The sequence below is a fragment of the Polaromonas sp. YR568 genome, assembly GCF_943369415.1.
Classification (GTDB): Bacteria; Pseudomonadota; Gammaproteobacteria; order Burkholderiales; family Burkholderiaceae_C; genus Polaromonas.
Map to the genome: position 1 here is coordinate 33149 of NZ_CALRNF020000040.1, position 21180 is coordinate 54328.

18 protein-coding genes and 1 pseudogene are annotated in these 21180 nt (G+C 65.2%); 4 read left to right on the forward strand and 15 right to left on the reverse strand.

What is annotated here, in order from left to right:
• Positions 1 to 8 precede the first annotated feature (8 nt).
• From gspE to ACLV74_RS21495, 11 genes are all read right to left on the reverse strand, one after another.
• On the reverse strand, positions 9 to 1460 hold the full coding sequence (gene gspE, locus ACLV74_RS21445) for a type II secretion system ATPase GspE (RefSeq protein WP_411881443.1): 1452 nt from the start codon (positions 1458 to 1460) through the stop codon (positions 9 to 11).
• Positions 1457 to 4210, reverse strand: coding sequence for a type II secretion system secretin GspD (gene gspD, locus ACLV74_RS21450; protein ID WP_411881444.1), 2754 nt, complete (start codon positions 4208 to 4210; stop codon positions 1457 to 1459). Before gspD ends, gspE begins: the two co-directional genes overlap by 4 nt.
• Positions 4207 to 4782 carry a type II secretion system protein GspM gene (gene gspM, locus ACLV74_RS21455; protein ID WP_411881445.1) on the reverse strand — a complete coding sequence of 192 codons (576 nt, stop codon included), beginning with the start codon at positions 4780 to 4782 and terminating at the stop codon, positions 4207 to 4209. The genes gspD and gspM overlap by 4 nt, the downstream gene beginning before the upstream one ends.
• Entirely contained in the window at positions 4779 to 6020 is a 1242-nt protein-coding gene (gene gspL / locus ACLV74_RS21460) for a type II secretion system protein GspL (RefSeq protein ID WP_411881446.1), read from the reverse strand. The genes gspM and gspL overlap by 4 nt, the downstream gene beginning before the upstream one ends.
• Position 6021: 1 nt before the next feature.
• Complete coding sequence (gspK, locus tag ACLV74_RS21465; RefSeq protein WP_411881447.1) at positions 6022 to 7005, reverse strand: type II secretion system minor pseudopilin GspK; 984 nt, start codon at positions 7003 to 7005, stop codon at positions 6022 to 6024.
• Between the two features lie 57 nt (positions 7006 to 7062).
• A complete protein-coding gene (gspG, locus tag ACLV74_RS21470) occupies positions 7063 to 7515 on the reverse strand; it encodes a type II secretion system major pseudopilin GspG (protein ID WP_411881448.1) in 453 nt (150 codons plus the stop codon).
• A gap of 285 nt (positions 7516 to 7800) precedes the next feature.
• Positions 7801 to 8319: a TIGR00725 family protein gene (locus ACLV74_RS21475; RefSeq protein WP_411881449.1), complete on the reverse strand. Its 519-nt coding sequence runs from the start codon at positions 8317 to 8319 to the stop codon at positions 7801 to 7803.
• Entirely contained in the window at positions 8309 to 9148 is an 840-nt protein-coding gene (locus tag ACLV74_RS21480; protein WP_411881450.1) for an ABC transporter permease, read from the reverse strand. The genes ACLV74_RS21475 and ACLV74_RS21480 overlap by 11 nt, the downstream gene beginning before the upstream one ends.
• A 3-nt stretch (positions 9149 to 9151) precedes the next feature.
• On the reverse strand, positions 9152 to 10231 hold the full coding sequence (locus tag ACLV74_RS21485) for an extracellular solute-binding protein (RefSeq protein ID WP_411881451.1): 1080 nt from the start codon (positions 10229 to 10231) through the stop codon (positions 9152 to 9154).
• A gap of 21 nt (positions 10232 to 10252) precedes the next feature.
• Complete coding sequence (locus ACLV74_RS21490; RefSeq protein WP_411881452.1) at positions 10253 to 11281, reverse strand: ABC transporter ATP-binding protein; 1029 nt, start codon at positions 11279 to 11281, stop codon at positions 10253 to 10255.
• Complete coding sequence (locus tag ACLV74_RS21495; RefSeq protein WP_411881453.1) at positions 11278 to 12042, reverse strand: ABC transporter permease; 765 nt, start codon at positions 12040 to 12042, stop codon at positions 11278 to 11280. Before ACLV74_RS21495 ends, ACLV74_RS21490 begins: the two co-directional genes overlap by 4 nt.
• Positions 12043 to 12139: 97 nt before the next feature.
• Here ACLV74_RS21495 and ACLV74_RS21500 point away from each other — a divergent pair, with 97 nt between their 5' ends.
• On the forward strand, positions 12140 to 13132 hold the full coding sequence (locus ACLV74_RS21500) for a LysR substrate-binding domain-containing protein (protein WP_411881454.1): 993 nt from the start codon (positions 12140 to 12142) through the stop codon (positions 13130 to 13132).
• A 206-nt stretch (positions 13133 to 13338) separates the two neighbouring features.
• Positions 13339 to 13839, forward strand: coding sequence for a protein tyrosine phosphatase (locus ACLV74_RS21505; protein ID WP_411881455.1), 501 nt, complete (start codon positions 13339 to 13341; stop codon positions 13837 to 13839).
• A gap of 289 nt (positions 13840 to 14128) precedes the next feature.
• Here the strand turns inward: ACLV74_RS21505 and glmS are convergent, their stop codons facing one another.
• Positions 14129 to 15979, reverse strand: a complete 1851-nt coding sequence (gene glmS / locus ACLV74_RS21510) for a glutamine--fructose-6-phosphate transaminase (isomerizing) (protein WP_411881456.1) — start codon at positions 15977 to 15979, stop codon at positions 14129 to 14131.
• Between the two features lie 133 nt (positions 15980 to 16112).
• Between glmS and ACLV74_RS21515 the strand changes: the two genes are divergently transcribed.
• Positions 16113 to 16598 carry an Lrp/AsnC family transcriptional regulator gene (locus tag ACLV74_RS21515; RefSeq protein WP_411881457.1) on the forward strand — a complete coding sequence of 162 codons (486 nt, stop codon included), beginning with the start codon at positions 16113 to 16115 and terminating at the stop codon, positions 16596 to 16598.
• Positions 16599 to 16605: 7 nt separating this feature from the next.
• Here the strand turns inward: ACLV74_RS21515 and ACLV74_RS21520 are convergent.
• From ACLV74_RS21520 to ACLV74_RS21530, 3 genes and pseudogenes are all read right to left on the reverse strand, one after another.
• Positions 16606 to 17262 (reverse strand): annotated as a pseudogene (locus tag ACLV74_RS21520) (FABP family protein).
• Positions 17263 to 17291: 29 nt separating this feature from the next.
• The gene (locus tag ACLV74_RS21525) at positions 17292 to 18416 is read right to left on the reverse strand and encodes a dipeptidase (protein WP_411881458.1); all 1125 of its coding nucleotides are present in this window, start codon (positions 18414 to 18416) and stop codon (positions 17292 to 17294) included.
• 114 nt (positions 18417 to 18530) lie between these two features.
• Entirely contained in the window at positions 18531 to 19442 is a 912-nt protein-coding gene (locus ACLV74_RS21530; protein WP_411881459.1) for a LysR family transcriptional regulator, read from the reverse strand.
• Between the two features lie 92 nt (positions 19443 to 19534).
• Here ACLV74_RS21530 and ACLV74_RS21535 point away from each other — a divergent pair, with 92 nt between their 5' ends.
• On the forward strand, positions 19535 to 20467 hold the full coding sequence (locus tag ACLV74_RS21535) for a DMT family transporter (protein WP_411881460.1): 933 nt from the start codon (positions 19535 to 19537) through the stop codon (positions 20465 to 20467).
• Positions 20468 to 21180: the final 713 nt, after the last annotated feature.

Consider the following 21180-nt stretch of genomic DNA (forward strand, 5'->3'; position numbering starts at 1 on the left):
GCATCGCCCTATCCGTCGTCGCGCGTGACGCGCAGGATTTCTTCCGGCGTGCTGATGCCCGCAGCAACCCAGCGCTGGCCGTCCTCGCGCATGGTGCGCATGCCGCGGCGCCGGGCCGCCTCGCGCAGGGCGTGTTCGTTGCCGCCGTCGTGGATGATGCGGCGCGCCTCGTCGTCGATGACAAAGAGTTCATGGATGCCGGTGCGCCCCTTGAAGCCGGACTGGCTGCAATGCACGCAACCCACGGGAACCCAGCGGGTGCTGCCGTCGGGCTGCGGCTCGCCGCGTTTGCATTCGGGGCACAGGCAGCGTATCAGCCGCTGGGCCAGAACGCCCAGCAATGACGACGACAACAAAAACGGCTCGATGCCCATATCGGTCAGGCGCGTGACCGCGGAGACCGAATCGTTGGTGTGCAGCGAGGCGAGCACGCCGTGCCCGGTGAGCGAGGACTGCACGGCGATCTGCGCGGTTTCCAGGTCGCGTATCTCGCCGATCATGATGTTGTCCGGGTCCTGGCGCAGCGCCGCGCGCAAGGCGGCGCCGAAGGTCATGCCGATCTTGGCGTGCACCGGAATCTGGTTGACGCCGGGCAGGTCGTATTCGACGGGGTCTTCCACCGAGAGGATGTTGCTCACGCTCTTGTCGAGCTGGCCGAGCGCGGCATACAGCGTGGTGGTCTTGCCGCTGCCGGTCGGGCCCGTCACCAGCACGATGCCGTGCGGCTGGCGGATCAGGCGCGTGAGTTCTGCCAGCGTGTCGGGCGCCAGGCCCAGGCGCTGCAGCTGCAGCCGGCCGGCGTCTTTTTCCAGCAGGCGCAGCACGGCGCGCTCGCCGTGCACCGTGGGCACGGTAGAGACGCGCACGTCGATGGGACGCCCTCCCACGCGCAGGGTAATGCGCCCGTCCTGCGGGATTCGCTTTTCGGCGATGTCCAGCTGCGACATGATCTTGATGCGCGAGATCAGCGCGGCGTGCAGCGCCTTGCGCGGCGAGACCACGTCGCGCAGCGTGCCGTCCACGCGGTAGCGCACCACCGAATGGGTCTCGAAGGCCTCGAAATGCACGTCGCTGGCGCCGTCGCGCGCGGCCTGGGCGAGCAGCGCGTTGATCATGCGGATGACCGGGGCGTCGTCCTGCGCATCGAGCAGGTCGGTCACCGCCGGGATGTCCTGCATCAGCCTTTCGAGGTCTACCTCGGACTCGGCCGCGCCCACCACGGCGGCGGCACTGCCTGTCTCGGCATGGTTGGCGGACAGCAGCGCATCCATTTCCGCTTCCGGCACTTCGCGCCAGGCATAGATCCCGGTCTGGCGCTGCGCTTCGACCAGGGCCCAGCCCGGCGTGCGCGCACTGAGTGCCAGCACCAGGGCTTCGCCCTCACCACACACCACGATGCGCTGGATGCGCGCCCAGGCATGCGGCAAGGCGGCAACTGACTGAGGCTCGGCCGGCTTCATGGCGCCACCACGATCTCCGGCTGGTAGCCCAGCTCGCGCAGCACGCCGACGGCGGTGTCCACCGAGCGGGCATCGCGCGGCAGGTCCACCCGCACCGCGTAACCGATGCCACCCGGGCCGGCCACGACGTATGCGGCCATGCCGCTGATGCGCACGCGTTTGGCGATGCGCACCGCGTCCTCTTCGCGCGCCACGTCGGCGACCTGCAGCACGCTGCGATCATTTTGGGGTGTGGCGTAGAGCACCGAAGGGTCGCCGGTCACGCCGACGTTGGAAGGCAGCTGGGTCCGTATTTCAGGCTCTTTCGAACCGGCCCGCGCGGGCCGCTCGCGCACCTCGCCGGATATCTGCGTCGCGGGCGCCGGCTGCTCGCGCGTGCTGCTCCACTGTTCCGGCCGCAGGTCCACCTTGGGCTTGCCGCCGGCCACGGGCACATCGGCCGGCGGCAGGATGGGTGCATACATGTCCGGCAACAGGATATTTTTGGCGGGCTGCCCCCGGCTTTGCTGGGTGCGCATGAAGTTGTAGCGGTCCTGGGTCAGGCCGCGGCCGGCATTGGCGTCGCGGATCACATAGGGCCGCAGGAAGACCATCAGGTTGGTCTTCACGCGCTGGCGCTTGTCGGAGCGGAACAGCTGGCCCAACAGCGGAATCGACCCGAGACCCGGCACCGAGTCCGTGCTGTTGGTGACGCTGTCCTCCAGCAGCCCGCCCAGGACCATGATCTGGCCGTCGTCGAGCAGCACGCTGGTATCCAGCGCCCGCTTGTTGGTCACGATGCCCGCCGTGCCGGAGTTCTGCTCGTCGATGCTGGAGACCTCCTGGTAGATGTCCAGCTTGACGGTTCCGCCTTCGGAGATTTGCGGCCTGATCTTGAGTTGCAGGCCGATGTCCTCGCGCGTCACGGTCTGGAAGGGATTGTCCGAGCCGCCGCCGCCCGGCGTGATGTACTGGCCGGAGACGAAGGGAACCGTCTTGCCGACGATGATGGAGGCCACTTCGTTGTCCAGCGTGAGGATGTTGGGCGTCGAGAGGATGTTGGCCCCGCCCTTGGTTTGCAGCGCGCGCGCCAGCAGGTTGAGATTGAGAATCTCGCCCACCCCGGGCAGGTTCACGCTGCCGTCGACAATGCCCAGGCTAAGCCCCTTGGGAAGCAGGTCTACGGTGTTTTTCGCGCTGTTGTTCAGTCCCGCGCCGCCGAGGTTGGTGCCGCCTATGAAGCGGCCGTTGTTGCGCATCCACTGGATGCCCAGTTGCGCCGCGTCCTCTTCCGTGACCTCGACGATCAGGCTTTCGACCAGCACCTGCGCGCGCCGCTGGTCGAGCAGGTCGATCACGCGGCGGATGCTGCGGTACATGGGCTCCGGTGCCGCAATGATGAGCGTGTTGGTGGTGGCGTCGGCCTGCACCGTCACGCCGTTGGAAGAAAACGCCGCGCCCGCACCGCCGGCGCCGCTCTGCTGGGAGCCGCCCGCGCCGCCAGCGGCGCCGAAACGCGCGCTGCCGCCGCCGCTGTTGTTCGACGTGCTTCGTGTGCCCGAGCCCGACGCGGAGGAATTGGCCCTGCCTGTGCCGCCTGCCCCGCCTGTATTGCCGCTGCCGCCGGCAGCGCCCGCGGCGCCGGCCCCGCTGCTCATGCCGCCGGCGCCGAGCGCGGCACGGGCGCTGTCGCCGCTTCCCAGGGCGCTGCCGCCCGAGTCGCCGGTGAGCAGGCCCCTGAGCACGCCGGACAAATAGGTCGCCTGGGCGTTGCGCAGGTACACCACATGCAGGTTGCCCGGGTCCTCCTGCGTGTTGTCGAGCTTGACGATGAGGTCGCGCGCCAGCGCGGTGCGCGCCGGGCTGCTTGAACGGACGATCACGCTGTTCGAGCGCGGGTCGGCCAGCACGACGATGTCGTTGCGGCTGTCCTTGCCCCCGCCTTGCAGCAGCTCGTTGGCCAGGCCCGCGATGTCCATCGCCACGCCGTTGTGGACCTTGACCACCTCGGTGTCGAGCGAGGCCGGCGTGTCTATGCTTTCGACGATGCGCGCGATGCGTTCCAGGTTGTCGACATAGTCGGTGATGACCAGGGTGTTGTTGGCCGCGTAGGCGGCGATGCTGCTTTCAGGCGCGATCATCGGCTTGAGCACCGGCACCAGCGCATCGGCGTTCTCATAGGCCAGCCGGAAGGTCCGCGTGGCGATGCCGCCCCTGGGCTGGGCCGCATTGACGGCGCCGCCTTGCAGCTTCGCATCGGCGACCGGCACCACGCGGCTGACCTTGCCGACATCGACGATGGTGAAGCCGCGCATGCGCAGCGCCGACCCCAGCATGTCGTAAGCCGTTGCCGACGCGATCTCGCCGTCGGAGACCAGCGTTATCTGGCCCTTGACGCGCGGGTCCATCAGGAAGTTGCGCCCCAGGAAGCGGGACAGCGCCGAGATCACGGCCTGGATGTCCGCGTCGACAAAATTCAGTATCACCTTGTCTTCGGCGCCCGCCGCGGGCGCGCGCGCCGGCGTGGCGCCTGCCGGGCGCCTGGCCTGCGCCACCGGGCGCACCACGGGGCTCGTGGCGCCCGGCGCGGGCGGCATCCCCTGGGCGCGCGGCGGCGCGGCGGCGGCGTCAGCGCCCGCGCCGGAACTCGGGACGTAATTTCCCTCCCGGAACAGCGCGTCCTCCGGCGCGGTCGCGGCGCATCCCGCCAGGGCCATGCAACACAGCAGCGCATAGCGCTTTCCCATTTGACCCGCAGTGGCTCGCATCATGATCCATTCCCTGGTTGTCGTTTCAGCGCCACCGTGGCCGTGGCCCGGACGTGGCTTTTCTGACCGGGCGAAGCGCCGTCCTCTGAGCGTTGCAAGGTGGCCTGCTGCACCACCATTCCCAGGGACGCCGGCGCGGCCAGCAGCCAGTCCATCACCCGGGAGGCCGCGGCGGCGTCCCCGAATTCGATTTCCCATGCGGCGCCGGCCTCGCGCAACTGGTAGGCGCCCGCCAGGCCCGACGCATCCAGGCTGGCCCGCACGCGTTCGGCAGGCCCGGCGGAAGAACTCGCGGCGGCGGTGGCGGGGCTTCCGGCATCGGACAACACATCCGCCAGCGCCGCGGCCTGCGAGCGCAGGCGGGGCAATTCAGTGTTCCAGTGCCGGAGCGTGGCCAGCGGCGGCTTGACCAGTACCAGCCAGACGAATGCCACGGCCACGACGGCCAGCATGCCCAGGATCTGTTTGCGCTCGCGCTGCGACAGCCCGCGCCAGCGGCTCCGCGCCTGTGCAAGCACAGGCTGCAGGCGGGCCTGAAGGCGCCGCGCATGGAGAGCCCCCGGCCAGGCACTCATGGCACCGCTCCCGAAGCCGCCACCCTCACCGCGGGCGCAGCCTTGTCGCTCTTCGTGCCGGAGGCCGCTTGCATGCGCAGCCCGCCGTCCTCGAACTGCACCGCCAGGCCGCGCTCCCGGGCCTGCGCCTGCAAGGCCTTTGTTTCGTCGGCGCTGAGCATCGCGCCCTCCCGCCACCGGATGTGCAATTGGCCGTCGCGGAAGTCCAGGCGCTGCACCTGCCCTTGGGCGCGTGGCAGCAAGCCCGCGGACGCGCGCACCAGCGCGGCGAAGTCCGCCGACTCCACGATCACGCCCCCCGCTTTGCGCGCGTCGCGCAGCTGCCGCGCCTGCTGCAGCGGATTGAGGACCACCGATACCTCGGGGAAAGCGGCCTTGACCTGCGCCGCCATCTGCCGCGTCAAGGCTTGACCCTGCGCGGCGACCCGCGAGGCGTGGAGGTTGAGGCCGAGCAAACACACGGCGGCGGTCGCCGCGGCCCAGCCTATGGCCGGTCGCAGCCAAGGGTGGTCCATGCCGTGGGCTGGGCTTTTACCCATGGGCAGCGTCCAGCTCCACCCGGTTCCTGACCAGGGCGCGGGCGCCTGGCTTTGACCGGCTTCGCCTTCCTCGCCAAACGTCAACCAGCGCAGCGGCAATGACTCGGGCAGGAGGGGCCGCAATCTCGCCTCGGCCTGCACAGGATTCATGGAGCCCATGGGAACCGGATGCAGGATGCCCGTAGCCACACCGGTGCGCACAAGCGCCCAACCGTCGATCAGCATCGCGCTTGCCGTGTGTTCCGGCGAGGATGCATCCTCCGGGCCGGGCAGGAAGGCCGGCGGCGGGAACACGGCCTGCGCGGCCAGGCCGTGTTCGCGCAGTTCGCGCAGGCAGGCCGACAAGGCATCGGCGTTCATCCACGCCACGGGCACCGTACCCCCTGTGCTGCGCGGGCCGAAGCCCACCGCGAGTTTCTTCGGCGCCGCCAGCGCCATCAGCTCGACGGCGCCGAGCACTGCGGCGCGCATGCGCCCGGCCGGCAGGGGCGGCAGTTCGATCTCCGCCATCGACACGTCGGCCGGGTGCGGGCAGGCCTCTATGCGCCTGGGCTGGCAGTTGGCGGCGGCCGATGCCAGGCTCTGGAACGTTGCGCCTTGCCACCCGCCCTGCGGCGTGCGCCAGGCACAGCGCACGGGTGACGTCGCCAGGTGCCGCGCGGCCGGCAGCATCAGCCGCAGAAGATCGACCCGCGCCATGTCAGGCGCCCTCCCGCAGCCACACCACCTGCGGCAAGGCTTCCATGTCGTCGTGCACCAATGCCTGCATCAGCAGCGTGGTGCGGTTCATCTGCAATGCGCTGGAGACGCGAAACCACCGGCTGGTGATGCCGACGAGGACCTCGCCCGGCTTGAGCTCGGGCATCTGAAGCCGGTACACAAAATCGCCGCGGTTGATGAACCACTGGCCGCTGTCGCGTGCCTTGAGCACCTCGCGGGCGCGGTCCAGCGCCAGCCCGGGTACCCAGGCCGCCAGCACTTCGGCGCTGGCGGTGTTAGCGTTGATCCATGTTCGCTGCGGCAACACGGTGGCATAAGGGCGCAGGCGCGCGACGCTGCCGGCGTCTATGCCGGGAACGGCGAGCAGGTCTTCGATCACGCGCAGGCGCGGCGCCTGCTCGCGCGCCGGCAGGCTGGCCAAGCCCAGTTCCTGCGCCGCGTCCCGCGCCGCCTTGATTTCCTCCGGCGCGACGGACCGGCTTGAGGAGGCATCCGCTTCCACCAGGCTGACGACCACGCGGCGGGCGATGCGGGCCGCCTGCCCGGCCGGCACGTCAATCAGCGCGCACAGCCGCAGGAAGGCGGCGCTTTCGGCCGGGTCGACCTGCCCGAAGCGCACGAGGTTGCGCAGGTTGAACCTGGACTGCTCGTCGATGATCTCGGTGAACGCGCGCGCGGGAGAACCCTGAACCTCACCGAGGACCTGCCCGCTCACGGGCTGGTTCCAGGGCCCGTCGAGGCGGATGACGGCGCTGCGCCGCGCCTGCTCGCGCAAGACCCCCTGCGCGCGGCTGATCTCGCCGCGCAGCAGCCAGCGCGCCTGGGCCCTTGTTTGCTCCGTCTGGGCGGCGTGGATGGCCGCGGTCTGCCTTCCCAGCAGCGCCGCCGCCAGCACCACGATCACGGCGACGACCAGCAGCATGCTGACGATGGCCATGCCCTGCTGCGCGTGAAGGCGCTTCATGCGGCCCTGTCTCCGCAGGCCCGCGGACTGCTCCCTGGTTCCACCCATGACGGCCGCCTACAACTGCCAGGAACCAACGTCGGCGTTGGCTTTTTCTCCGCCCGGCTCCCCATCTGCGCCCAGCGAGAACACGTCGATCTCGCCATTGGTGCCGGGGTTGAGGTATTGGTAGGCCTTGCCCCAGGGATCGTTGGGCAAGCGCTCCAGGTAGCTGCGCCAGTTCGGTGGAACCTTGCCCGCGGTGGGTTTTTCCACCAGCGCGCGCAGGCCCTGGGTTGCGCTGGGATATTCGCCGTTATCGAGCCGGTACAGCTTGAGCGCCTGCATGATGGCGCCCACGTCCTGGCGGGCCGCCGTGGCGCGCGCCTGGTCCGGGCGCTCCATCAGGTTGGGCACGATCAGCGCCGCGAGCACGCCCATGATGACCAGCACCACCATGATTTCAATGAGCGTGAAACCCCGCCGCGGCCGTGGGCGCAGGTACTTCTTGTCGAGGGTCCCTGCGGCCATGTTTTCTCTCTCCTGGGCTGTGCTTTTGACTCCTGGAAATGATCGCAATTTACTGTGTCAGCCTGATGGACAAAGCTCGGGAGGATTTACGCTTTCGGGCGCCAATACGAATGCTTTTTCATTCGTGAATCACAGTTTTCCCGGACCATTTCGGGAGAACTGCATCGATACTGAATGGCTGGCACCCGGATTGGAGATATCCAGGTCCCAGCCCATGCGCAACGCCCGATATCGAAGCTTTTACGCCGGCCTGTTGAATTCCGCCAACATCTGATCCACCAACGCTCAAGGATGCGCCGCCAACCATTCGAGGACGACGTCAATCAATTCATTCACTGATTCAACCTTGATCATCCCGGGAAGATCGGCGTCTGAGTTCAAGGCGAAGACTCGCTTCCCCCACTTGAGACCAAGCGCAATCTCGGACAACGTGCCGATTCCGCCGCCAATCGCCACGAGGCACAGACTTGACCGGGCGATAAGGGCATTGCGCATTTCGCCCATACCCGTGGCGATGGCCACCGTCAGATACGGATTTGCCGCCCTGATGTCATCCTCTGGAAGGATGCCAACTACCACGCCGCCGGCAGCCCGGGCTCCCGCGGATGCAGCTTTCATCACGCCTCCGCGGCCGCCACAAATGACGTGCAGTCCCGCCCGTGCGAACGCCTGCGCGGCGGCATAGGCGGCCTCGCAGTCTTCAATGCCGCCCTCGCCGGGCCCTATCATTCCTATCGGCTGCGTGAAGCGCCTCGTCCCCGCCTGTCTGGACAATAGGGTCGAAATATCAACTTCACGCGCCACGGCTTGAACTCCTGCGATGGAAGCGGGCTGCAAGGTCACCACCCGACAGTACGAGCATACAGATCCCCATAAGAATCAGCGACATCGCCGCGGCCGCGGGGAAATCTGCTGCGCCATCGCTGACCCTGGCGAAGAGCAGCAGCGGCAGGATATTCAACTGCGTCCCTACCAAGGCTAAAGCCGTTCCGTAGGTTCCCATGGCCAATGCGGAGACAGTAGTCGCCGCGGTGATGACGGACGGGAGAACTTCGGGGACTACGGTGTCCCAGAAGGCTCTCAGCCTGGACGCTCCCAAGGTTCGCGCAGCCAGCATGGGCCTCTCATCCAGATTGCTGAATACCGGGTACAAAGACAACGCCACCCTGGGCACCAGATAGTAGGCGTAGGCGAAACCCAGGCCCCATACGCTGTAAAGCCAGCTTCCCACCAGCGCCGCGTCCGCGCCAACACCCGCGGCCAACTGCGTGACCAAGCCGGCACGTCCGAAAGCCAGGATGAACCCAAAAGCGATCACCAAACCGGAAAACGCGAGCGGCAGACCCAGCAGGGTCATCATCACGCGCCGGCGCGACTCAGGCTGGCGCGCCAGCTCGATGGCGATCGCCACTCCCACGAGCGTCGACAGAGCGCCTGAGATCAAGCCAAGCAACAGGGTGTTCCTGATGGCCGTCCCGAAAAGACCGTCTCCCACAACACGCCCAAACGAAGCGGGCTCTGAGAGCGCTTCCACAAACAACGCGCCCAGTGGAAGTCCCAGAAATGCGGCAAGAAATAGCCATGCCGGCCAGGACCCGAATTGCCGGATCGAAAGTCTTTCCAAAATGGTCATGCTTTACTTCGCCAAGGTTGCCTGGGCCCAGAGTTTGTCGACATCCGCCTTGCGCTCGGACGCCTTGATCACGTCGAGCGGCTTGAGCTGCGGCGCCGGCGGCATTTTGGCGGCCACATCTGCGGCGAGCTTGATGCCGGGAACCGATGGGCGAACGAAGCCCTGAGCAAACAGGCCCTGGCCCATTTCACTCATGATGAAGTTCAACCAGAGCTTGGCGCTGTTAGGGTTGGGTCCATTCTTGACCAGGCTTATGGCATAGGGTGCGGAGACGCTCGCCTCCTTGGGTATCACCACCTCCATCGCATCACCCATGCCATCAACGTGCTTGGCCTTGAGGCCGTCGTTCTCGTAGCTGATCCAGACCGGAATCTCGCCTTTGAGGAATTTGGCATAAGGGGTCGTGCCTTCCACGCGCATGACGTTTCCAGCGGTGTGGAGCGCCCCGAAATAGTCGGTGCCAGGCTTGACGTTGTCGACGGAACCGCCATTGGCGTAGGCGGCTGCAAACACGATGACCTGACCAACACCCGTCGAGCGCGGGTCCAGGTAGACCACCGAGCTCTTGAACTCCGGCTGCATCAGGTCAGCCCAGCTCGCGGGTACATTCTTCACCAGCTTCTTGTTGACCAGGAAGGCGACGTTAAGCGTATGGATGGTGAACCATTTGCCGGTAGCCTCGCGAAACACCGATGGCAGTTTCTCAAAGTTGACTGGCTGGAAAGGGGCGACCACGTCCTTCTTCACGGCGTCGACCGCCGAGGCGGCGAAGTAGTAGGCTGTATCCGCTTGAGGCCGTCGCCTGGACTTTTCCAAAGCCACAACGGTGGCGGCTGAGCCCAGGTCGTTGTACGTGAGCTCGACCTCGGGATAGCGCTTCTTGAACTCCCGGAACAGGGCTTTCCAGTTTGCCCACTCCGGTCCGGTGTCAAAGGAGACGACCAGGCCCTCCTTCTCGGCGGCGGCGTAGAGCGCCTTCTCGCCCGCATAGAGTTCCGGCCCGTCGAAGGCGAATGCGGGAAGACAAGAGAGGCTTGCCAGGGGAGTCAGGCCTGCGAATTGGATGAGTGTTCTGCGTTTCATGGAAATCTCCGGTTTGGATGGTCAGGAATCAAGAAGGCGGATGTGATCGGGCGAAATGGCGATACTTTCGCGGGCCTCGCGCAGGCCTTCGGCAAGAATCGGTTCGGCTTTGCCGGGGACGCTGAAGTCGTAGCGCACCACGGGCCCGAGATAGCGGCGGGCAGTCAGGCGGCCCGCCACGCGGTTGATCGTGGTTATCTCAGGGTCGGCTTGAATGTGCTCCGGGCGGATCAGGGCCTGGACCGTGGCGCCAATTGACCTGTTTCCGGTAGGCGCGCGAAGGATGGCCCAGCCCAGGTCGATCTCGTCCTGGCCCCGCACCTTGGCTTCCAGGATGTTCGACAGGCCGATGAACTCAGCCACTGCACGGTTGGCCGGCTCGGCGTAGATCGTTTCCGGGGATCCCACCTGCAGCAGGACGCCGTCTTTCATCACCGCCACCCGGTCGGCCATGGTGAGCGCCTCTTCCTGGTCGTGGGTGACCAGCAGGGTCGTGGCCCCGAATCTTCGCTGCAGCGAGCGAATCTGGTCGCGAAGATGCGCGCGAATGCCCGCATCGAGCGCAGACAGCGGCTCATCCAGCAGCAAGGCCTTGGGGCCGATCGCCAGGGCGCGGGCCAGGGCGACCCGTTGCTGCTGCCCGCCCGATAGTTGATCCACTGATTTGGCGGCGGTGTCGCCCATCCCCACAAGCTCGAGCAATTCCTTTGCCTTCCGCGCCCGCTCGGCGGCCGGCACGCCACGCAACTTCAACCCGTACCCGACATTGCCGGCGACATCCAGATGGGGAAACAGCGCATAGCTTTGAAAAACCACGCCGATGTCCCGCTTGTGGACTGGCTTGGAGGAGATGTCCTCCCCATGCAGCAGGATCGTGCCCGAATAGCCGCTGGCCAGGCCCGACACCAGCTTGAGCAAGGTGGACTTGCCGGAGCCGCTGGGCCCCACCACGGCCAGCAGTTCACCGGTCTGCACTTCCAGCGTGAAATCCGTCAGACCGTGCGACGTTCCCGGATACCGATAACTGACATGATCGAGTTTGAGGCTCATATTCTTTTGATGACGGACGAGGAGACGACGGCCGAAGCGCTGGCCAGCAGCAACAGAATCACGGTGGCTGCACAGGCAAAGCCTGTGGCCCCGTAGAAAGCCTGGAGCAGGACGACCGGATACGTGCGGTTCTGGAAACTGGTGAGCAGGTTGGACAGGCCGAACTCACCCACGGAGATTGCGGCGACCATGACCAGTCCACTCAGCAGGCTATGCCGCAGATTGGGAATCGCCACGCCCCAGAATCTCTGCCAGCTGGAAGCCCCCAGGGTGGCAGCCGCGGCCTCCAGCTTCTCGATGCCAAGGTGGCGGAGGTCGGCGAGCAGTGTCGCAGTGAGATAAGGCAATGTCTGTACAGCATGCGCCGCAATCAGCAGCGGTAGTGTGCCCAGCCACGGAAGCGTATCCGTGTTGAATACGATGACATAGCCAAATCCGAGTGTGATGGTGGGAACCGCGATCGGGAGCGCGCTCACAAGGCGGCCTGCGAAGGCGCCACGCTGTCCTGCGCGGTGATGCAGTGAATACGCCAGCGGGACGGCGATGACGGTGTTGATGGCGCAAGCGCAAAGTGCCACAACAAGGCTGGTGGCAAAGGCTTTCCGGAAGGAAGGATCGAACCAGAGATCCAGGTACCACCGGGCGGTGACGCCGGTCGGCAGGAGTGTGTTGGACCAGGACGCGCCAAAGCTCCCCACAAGCAGCAGCAGGATCGGAAGCGTCAGGTAGACGCCATAGATCAGTGAAAGGAAGCGGACCATCTTGCGAGATTTCTAAATTGTTTCCTTGCAGTCCACCTTCACAAATCACCAAGGCTGCACAGTCGCAAATTTTGTCTATGATGAAGCCTGAGCACCAGTGAAAAATTCAACGACAACAGTTGAGCATTTGGAAACGATTTGTCATACTGCTTTCATGAAGAGAAGCTGCCCCACCATTCAGGAATTGCTGGCGTTCGATTCTGTCGCGCGTCATGAAAGCCTCACTCGGGCCGCATCCAGCCTCTGTGTGTCAGTCAGCGCGATCAGCAAGCAGCTCACAGGGCTTGAAGCATTCATCGGCCTGGAACTGCTGCAAAAGTCCGGGCGCGGCGTGAGGCTGACATCTGCCGGACGGGACTACTGGTCCAAGATTTCCCCAAGTCTCAGGTCTATAGAAACGGCGACGTTTGAAGCCCGCTCCGGGGGACCGAGTTCAGGTGTCTTGCGGCTGGCCAGCGCACCTACCTTCTTGAGCAAGTGGTTGATCCCGCGGCTTGCTGACTTCAGGAAAATCCATCCTGGGGTCGAGTTCAGCTTCCGGCAACACCTTGAACCGAATGATCCGCAGCCTTTGGACATCGATGCGTCCATCCGATACGGCAAGGGCGAGTGGGGAGCCGTCAAGTCAGAGTACATCTCCGGCCGGGAATTCGTGTGCATCGCGGCACCCTCGATAGCCAGACAGGGGCGCAGGGAGCGGCCTGCGCGTGAGCTTCTGGACCAGACCCTTTTGCACCACGAGCAAGCGGTCTCCGCATGGCCTCGATGGGCGGCTCATCACGGCATTGACGAAGTCCTGGCGATGTCCGGCCCCACTTTTGCCCAATACTCGGCAGTGATTCAAGCCGTGGTCAGCGGTCTGGGCGTCGGCCTCGTTCCCAGGACGCTGGTTGAGGAGGAGATCGCATCAGGAACTGCCTGCGTGGTGGGAAAGCCCATCGAGCTCGATCAGGGTCACTATCTATGCTTTGCACCAGACAGGCTTGATCGCCCTGTTTTTGCCGCGTTCAGGGCCTGGATTCTGGAATGCGGAGAACACGAGGCAGCAGCGTCAGCCTCCAAAGGCTCACCGGCTTGGGCCGGGCGCTGATGTTCAGGGGTGCCCTTGCCCGCCGAATCGCACTGCAGACGGCCTGGCTTGCCGGCGTCGAAGATGACCTTGCTGTGGCGAGTTGGCATCTACATCACCGCCCGGCCCGAAAGCTTGCCACGTATCCGCGCAAGGCGTGATACCGGCGTTTTTCGTCGGTCATTTTTTTTGGCTATAACAGCAGTAACTTCTCTTCCCAATCCAGCATGGCCAGATCTTCAATACACGTGCTCTTCGTCTCATGCGCCAATCGCGCCCGCAGCATCCTGGCCGAGGCGTGCCTCAACCAGCTTGGGAAGGGGCGATTCCACGCGTTTTCGTGCGGCGCGCGGGGCCACACCGGCGGACCCATCCCGGAGCCGGTATTGGAGGTGCTGGAAACCGCATCGGTTGCGACCACAGGCCTGCACAGCAAATCCTGGAATGAGTTCACGCGCCTGGGCACGCCCAGGATGGACTTTGTGATCTCGCTGGACGAGGCCACCGCCAGTCAGCACCCCAGCTGGCCCGGCCAACCTGATACCGCCTTGTGGGGAAGCCCCGCGATCCTGCTGCCCGGCATCGACAGCTCCGAGCTGAAAGCCATGTCATTGCAAACGCTCTACTCGCTGCGCCGCCGCCTGGAACTCCTGGTCGCGCTTCCCATGCATGGATCTGACCGTGCGGCGCTGCGCAGCGACATCCGTGACATGGCGCACATGGCGTGAACGCAACCGTTTCATGCATGACATCACTCCGTCATGGGAGGCGGCCAAGATTTTTTGTTGGCGCGGCTCTCTCGCGCCAGTCTCCGACTGGTGAAAACCCGTTTTTAGATACCGGCTCCGTGCCGGTATTTTTTTGCGCGCACCGTGACCGTCATTCGACGGTCACGCTCTTTGCAAGATTGCAGTGGCGTGTGGTGATCACATCACATCGCTTCGCGATATGAGTGCTCCCCCAAACCAAGAAACCTGGCGGCTTCGCCGTGCGGCGTTGCACGCCGCCCCAAATCCGTCACTCGACAGTGACCGATTTCGCCAAATTTCGCGGCTTATCAACATCCGTCCCCCGCGCCACGGCCGTGTGATACGCCAGCAGCTGCAGCGGCACCACGTGCAGTAGCGGGCTGAGGGCACCGTAGTGTTCGGGCATGCGGATGACATGCAGGCCTTCGCTGCTTTCGATGTGGCTGTCGGCGTCTGCCAGCACGTAGAGGACGCCGCCGCGGGCGCGGACTTCCTGCATATTGCTTTTGAGTTTTTCGAGCAGGGCGTCGTTGGGCGCGACGCAGACGACGGGCATGGCGCTGGTGACCAGGGCCAAGGGGCCGTGTTTGAGTTCACCGGCGGGGTAGGCCTCGGCGTGGATGTAGCTGATCTCTTTGAGCTTGAGCGCGCCTTCGAGGGCGATGGGGTAGTGCAGGCCGCGGCCGAGGAAAAGCGCGTTTTCCATTTTCGCGAAGTCTTCGGCCCAGCTGATGACCTGCGGCTCGAGGGCCAGCACGGCTTGCAGGGCGGCGGGCAGGTGGCGCATGGCTTTGAGGTGGCCGGCTTCTTCTTCCTCTGTGAGCTTGCCTTTGCTTTGCGCCAGGGCCAGCGTGAGCAGGAACAGGCCCGCGAGCTGGGTGGTGAAGGCTTTTGTCGATGCCACGCCGATCTCGACGCCGGCGCGCGTGATGTAGGCGAGCTTGCATTCGCGCACCATGGCCGAGGTGGAAACGTTGCAGATGGTGAGGGTCTGCGTCATGCCAAGGCTTTGCGCGTGGCGCAGCGCGGCCAGGGTGTCGGCCGTTTCGCCGCTTTGCGTGATGGTGACGACCAGGGTCTTGGGGTTGGGCACGGAGGTGCGGTAGCGGTATTCGCTGGCCACCTCGACCTGCGTGGGGATGCCGGCAATCGATTCGAGCCAGTACTTGGCGGCGCAGCCGCTGTAGTAGCTGGTGCCGCAGGCGAGGATGAGGACGGAGTCGATGTCCTTGAAGACGCGGAAGGCTTCGTCGCCGAAGAGTTCGGGGACTATGCCTTCGACGCCTTCGAGCGTGTCGGCGATGGCGCGCGGCTGCTCGAAGATTTCTTTCTGCATGTAGTGGCGGTAGGGGCCGAGCTCGGCGGCGCCGCTGTGGGCCTGCACGGTCTTGACCTCGCGCTGCGCGGGCTTGCCGTCCTTGCCGGCGATCCAGTACTTGCCGAGCTGGATGTCGACCATGTCGCCTTCTTCGAGGTAGACGATCTGGTCGGTGACGCCAGCCAGGGCCATGGCGTCGCTGGCGAGGAAGTTCTCGTCGTTGCCTTTGCCGACGCCGAGGATCAGCGGCGAGCCGGCGCGCGCGCCGACGACGCGGTGCGGCTCGTCCTTGCAGAAGGCGGCGATGGCGTAAGCGCCGTGCAGTTGCGCGACGGTGGCCTTGAGGGCTTCGAACAGGTCGCCGTCATAGAGGCTGTCCATCAGGTGCACGATGACTTCGGTGTCGGTCTGGCTTTCAAAGACGTAGCCTTTGGCTTTGAGGCCGGCGCGCAGCTCTTCGTAGTTTTCGATGATGCCGTTGTGCACCAGCGCGACCTTGCCGGGCTTGGCCTGCGATGCGGCGCCGCTGCCGTGGCTGAAATGCGGATGCGCGTTGTGCACCACGGGCGCGCCGTGGGTGGCCCAGCGGGTGTGGGCGATGCCGGTGGCGCCTTCGAGATGGTCTTTCGCGACCTGTTCCTGCAGCTCGGCCACGCGCGAGGTGCTGCGCGCGCGCTTGAGGCCGCCGTTGTACACGGCGACGCCGCAGGAGTCATAACCGCGGTATTCAAGGCGCTGCAAGCCCTGCACCAGGATGGGAACGATATTTCGGGTCGAAACGGAAGCAACGATGCCGCACATGGAGGTCTCCTGAAAAAGAATGGCTTGATGCTACGGACTTGTTATTTTGTTATGTGATTGATTTTTCTTTAAATGTGGAATTTAATTTCACAATTCTTGATTGATTGAATTTAATTTCATTTACAGTAATTTTATGGAACAAATAACGCTTGATGACACGGACCTCAAACTGCTGGACAGCCTGCAAACCGATGCCTCGCTGAGCAACCAGGCCCTGGCCGAGCGCGTCCACATCTCGCCGCCCACCTGCTTGCGCCGCGTGAAGCGCCTGCGCGATGCCGGGCTGGTGGAGCGCGACGTGGCGCTGCTCAACGTCGACAAGCTGGCCGCGATCACGGGCCACGGGCTGACGGCGCTGGTCGAGATCACACTCGAACGCCAGGGCGCCGAACAGCAGGAGGCCTTTGAGACGCGTGTGATCACGGACGAGGCCGTGCAGCAGTGCTACCGCGTGTCGCCGGGGCCGGACTTCATGCTGGTGGTGCACGTGGCCGACATGCCACGTTACCTCGCGCTGGCGCAGCGGCTGTTCACCAGCGATGCGAATGTGCGCAACGTGAAGGCTTTTTTCAGCACGCGGCGCGCGAAGTTTGAGCCGCGGGTGTTGCTGGCACCCTGAGCGGTTGTTATGCGGTGGTGCCCTGCTGCTTCGCCAGCGCCTTGGGGTTGAGCGCGGGCTCGCCCACCTTGACCAGCGTATTGCGGTCGGTGTGGTCGAAGGGCTGGTCGCGGCCCTGGATCTGCATCACCGTGGTCTGGAAGTAGGACCAGCTGCCGTCGGCATTGAGCGTGACGGAAATGCGCCAGGCCAGCGTGGTGAAGGCGTGCTCGATGAAGGGGTTGGAGACGATGCCGTTGGTGAGGCTGCCGCGTTCGGAAACCAATTCGAACTGCGTCGCATCGGCCGCGACCTTGCCGCTGGCCATGGCCACCTGGCCGCGCGGAATCGCGAGCGTGTGATAGACGGTGCTGGTGGCCGGCTCTCACAGCCAGTAGCCGACCTGGTCGTGGTACGTTTTTGTGAAGCCTGGCTTGTGGATGAAGGTGTGATATCGCAAACCGTAGAGCGCCTGCGGGCCGTTGGTTTGCGCGTCTATGGGGTGCAGCTCATAGCGCTCGATATAAGCCTGTGTCTTGGTGCCGGTGACCACAGGTTTGACGTCGGCGCCGCGCGCGCCTTCCCAGATGCCGGCCATGGCGCGCAAGGGCCCCAGGTTGGCGAGGGTGTCGGGGTCGACCTCGGGCTCGGTGTAGATGTCCTGGGGGAAGTTCTCGGTATTCATGGCTTCAATCTGGAAAACCGGCATGGCGCTCAGGCCGCGGGCAAGGTCGCCTTGAGCACGCGGGCGAAATTGCCGAAGGCGACTTTTTCAATCGTGGCGGCGTCCAGCTTCTGGCCTTCGAGCAACTGCACGATTTCGCGCACGTGGCTGTAGTCGTTGATGGCCCATTCGCTGCCGACGCCGGCAATGTCGGTGCCGAAGGCGACGTGGTCGGCGCCTATCATGTTGACCAGCTTGGCCACTTCGCGCGCATAACCCGCGCGGTCCTGCAGGCCGACCTTCCAGCCGTAGGCTTGGCCCGGCTGCCGCAGGCCCAGGCCCCAGAGGCCGACCACGCCGCCGCGCGCGGCGATCTTTTTGGCCTGGTCCACGGACAGGCGCCGCATCAGGTAGCCGTACTGGTCGCGGTAGCCGCCGGCGTCGCTGTCGACCCAGCCGTGCGACCAGATCATGGGCTTGGTGGCGATTTCCATCGCATGGTCTATGGCCGGCGTGCTGCAGTGCGCCAGGTCCAGCAGGATGCCGTGCGCCTCGCAGGCCTTCACGAGCTCCCGGCCCAGCGGGCTCAGGCCGTTGTGCACCGGCGATGCGGTCGAGTAGTCGCCTATGGGGTTGCGGATGTAGTGCACCAGCTGCAGCTGGCGCAGTCCCAGGTCGAAGGCTTTTTTCAGCGGCGCCAGGTCGGTGCTGATGAATTCGGCCGACTCGCTGGCCAGCAGCACCGAGTGCTTGCCGCCCATGGCCGCGTCCACGTCGGCAGCTGTGCGCACGATGGCCAGCTGGTTTTGCTGGGCGTAGGCCAGCATGCCGTTGAGTGTTTTCTCAAAAAAGGCCGAGAGCTCGGCGGGTGTGGGTTCGCCCTGCTGGATGACGCCCTTGGGGCCGTTGCCCAGCCACGGTGCATCGCCCACGATGGACCAGGACACCAGCGTCGCGCCGTGGGTTTTCATTTCGGTGGCGAGGTCGGCCGGCGAGCGCGTGCGGCCCACGATGCCCAGGTGCGAATGCATGTCGGCAATCGGGATGGCGCGGCCCGGTGCGGGCGCCTGCGCGCGCGATGCCAGCGGCATGAAGGTGGCGGCTGCGGCCACACCGGCCAGCCGGCCCAGCAAGGCGCGGCGTGTGCCCTGGAAATCCCTCGTCGTGTTCCTCATGCTCACTCCTCTTGATGTTGTTGCGGCCTATTGTGGCGGCAGGCCGTGCGCAGCGAAGCCGGGGTTTGCCCCGAAGACACCGTTAATAAGAGTATGGATAGCAATACGCGTGCCTCATGCGGCCGGAAGTTTGCCGCGCCCGGCCTTGCCGGCCGCCGGAGCCTTGGCCTGCTCCCGAGCCGTTTCCCAGAAGGCTCGCGCCAGCGGCGAAAGCTTTGCCGCGTCCAGGCAGGCCAGGCCCACGGTGCGCGGCTGCGCGGGCAGCAGCGGCCGGTAGACCACGCCGGGCGGCTCATCGGGCAGCGCCAGCCGCGCCGCGACGGAGACGGCCAGGCCGCGCTGCACGAACTGCAGGATGGAGATGATCTGCGTGAAGTGGTACAGCACCTTGGGCAGCGCGATGTTTTTCTGCAGAATGGGCACGATGACCGGCCCGCAGCCGGCCTCGGTCAGCACGAAGTCCAGGCCCGTGAGCGCGGTGATGGGCACGGCCTTTTTTTCAGCCAATGGATGGCCGGCAGGCAGGATGGCGACGAATTCGTCCTGCACCAGCGGCAGCACCTCAAAGCGTTCGTCGGGCACCACGACGAAGCCGAGCTCCACGCGTTTTTGCAGCAGCCAGTCGTCAATGACCTCGTCGCTTTCTTCCTCGATGCGCACCTGCGCGCCGGGGTGGCGCTGCTTGAACGCGGCCAGCAGCGGCGGCAGCAGGTTGACGGTGGAGGTGGGACCGAAAGAGCCTATGCGCAGCGTGCCGGTTTTCAGCTCCCTCGCGTCGCCGAGCTCCTGCGTCATGGTGGCGGCCAGCGCCGTCATTTCGCGGGCGCGCAGCAGCAGGCGCTCGCCGGCGTCGGTCATGGACACGCCCGAGGCATCGCGTAGCGCGAGCTTGACGCCGAACTGCGTTTCGAGCGCGCGCAGTGCATGGCTGACAGCCGACTGCGTGGTGCCCAGCCGCATGGCCGCGCGCGAAAAGCTGCGGCATTCGTCCAGGGTGATCAGCACTTCGAGTTGGGCCAGGGTCATGATGAGTGAATACTCATTTGATAGTGAATTGATTAACAACTAATCTCATGCATCAAATCTACCCGAATTGCCGTTTTTCACAAAGCCACAGCATGACGACTGCCACCGCGCCCCTTGCCCCCACGCCCGTTCCCGCCACCCCCAGGCTGTGGAGCATTTACCTGCGCCTGACCTGCGTGCCCGTCCTGTGGGGCGGCACTTTCATCGCCGGCCGCGTGATCTCAGCCCACCTGCCGCCGGCGACCGCGGGTTTTGTGCGTTTTGTGTTCGCCACGCTGGCCCTGCTGGCGGCCCTGCATTTCACCGAAGGCCTGCGCGCCATCTCGCGCATCACGCGGCGCCAGCTGCTGGGCACCATGGCGCTGGGCGCGACCGGCATCTTTGCCTACAACCTGCTGTTCTTCACGGCGCTGTCGGTGCTGCCGGCCGGGCGCACCTCGCTGATCATCGCCCTCAACCCGGTGGTCACGCTGCTGATCGCCGCCGCGCTGCTGGGCGACCGCCTCTCGGCCACCCGCTGGCTGGGCGTGGCGCTGGCCCTGCTGGGGGTGTGGGTGGTGGTGACGCGCGGCGACCTGTCGCAGATCGCGCAGTCGCTCGGCAAGGGCGAGCTGTCGATGTTCGGCGCGGTCTGCGCCTGGGCCGTCTACACCCTGCTGGGCCGCAAGCTGCTGCAAGGCCTGTCGCCGGTGCTGGCCACGCTGTGGGCGGCGATCTGGGGCACGCTGTTTCTGGGGCTGCTGGCGCTGCGCGACATCCCGCATGTGCACGCGGCATCCTTCACACCCGAAGTCTGGGCCGGCCTGGTGTTCCTCGGCGTGCTCGGCACGGCCGTGGCCTTTGTCTGGTACTACGAAGGCCTGCGGCAGCTGGGCGCGGCGCGGACCGTGGTGTTCAACAACCTGGTGCCGGTGTTTGGGGTGTTGTTGGGGTGGCTCATCCTTGGTGAGCCCTTGAGCGCCAGCCTGCTCGCCGGCGGGGGGTTGGCGATATTTGGGGTGTTTTTGGTGAATCGGGTTAAGTAGAGTTTTGGGGCCGGGTCTTGCGCCTGCTTGCGCGCTCTCCTTTGTGCTCTTTGCTGAGGGCGGCTGGCCGGGAGTGGCCCGGCGGCCAGTAACTTTCTTTTGCTTCGCCAAAAGAAAGTCACCAAAGAAAAGGCGACCCTGGTTGCTGCGTCCCTCCGCTTCGCTACGGGCAACCTGCGGTGCTCGGTTCAGGCGGGGTCTCGCTAAACTCGCTTCGCTGCGCTTCGCTCAAACAACGCGATCCCTGATCCGCCTGAACCTGCGCTCCTCGGCGCATCCACAAGGGGCAATCGGGATCGGGGATAAAAAGGGAGGGCAGGTCAAGAGAAGACGGCGATGCGGTGGCCATGAATTTACTCCCTCTCCCTCTGGGAGAGGGCAGGGGCTGAGCGCTGCGGCTCCAGATGCGCCTGCGCGCATCTGGACAGCGCGAAGAAGCCCAGGCTCAGCCTGGGCTGCGGTCTGCAAGACAGGGCCGTCGGCAGTTGATGTGTAGCTGCGGGTGCGAAAGCTGCTGGCCCTCACCCTAACCCTCTCCCAGAGGGAGAGGGGACAAGAAGGAAGACACATACGGGTTTCTGTCTTCGGCTGTTGGCTGTTCGGTATTCCTTGTCCCCGCTCCCACCCCTTGTGGATGCGCCGAGGAGCGCAGGGCCAGACGGTTCAGGGCAAAAACTTGTTTGAGCCGCAGGCGAGTTGTTTTTGACCCCGTC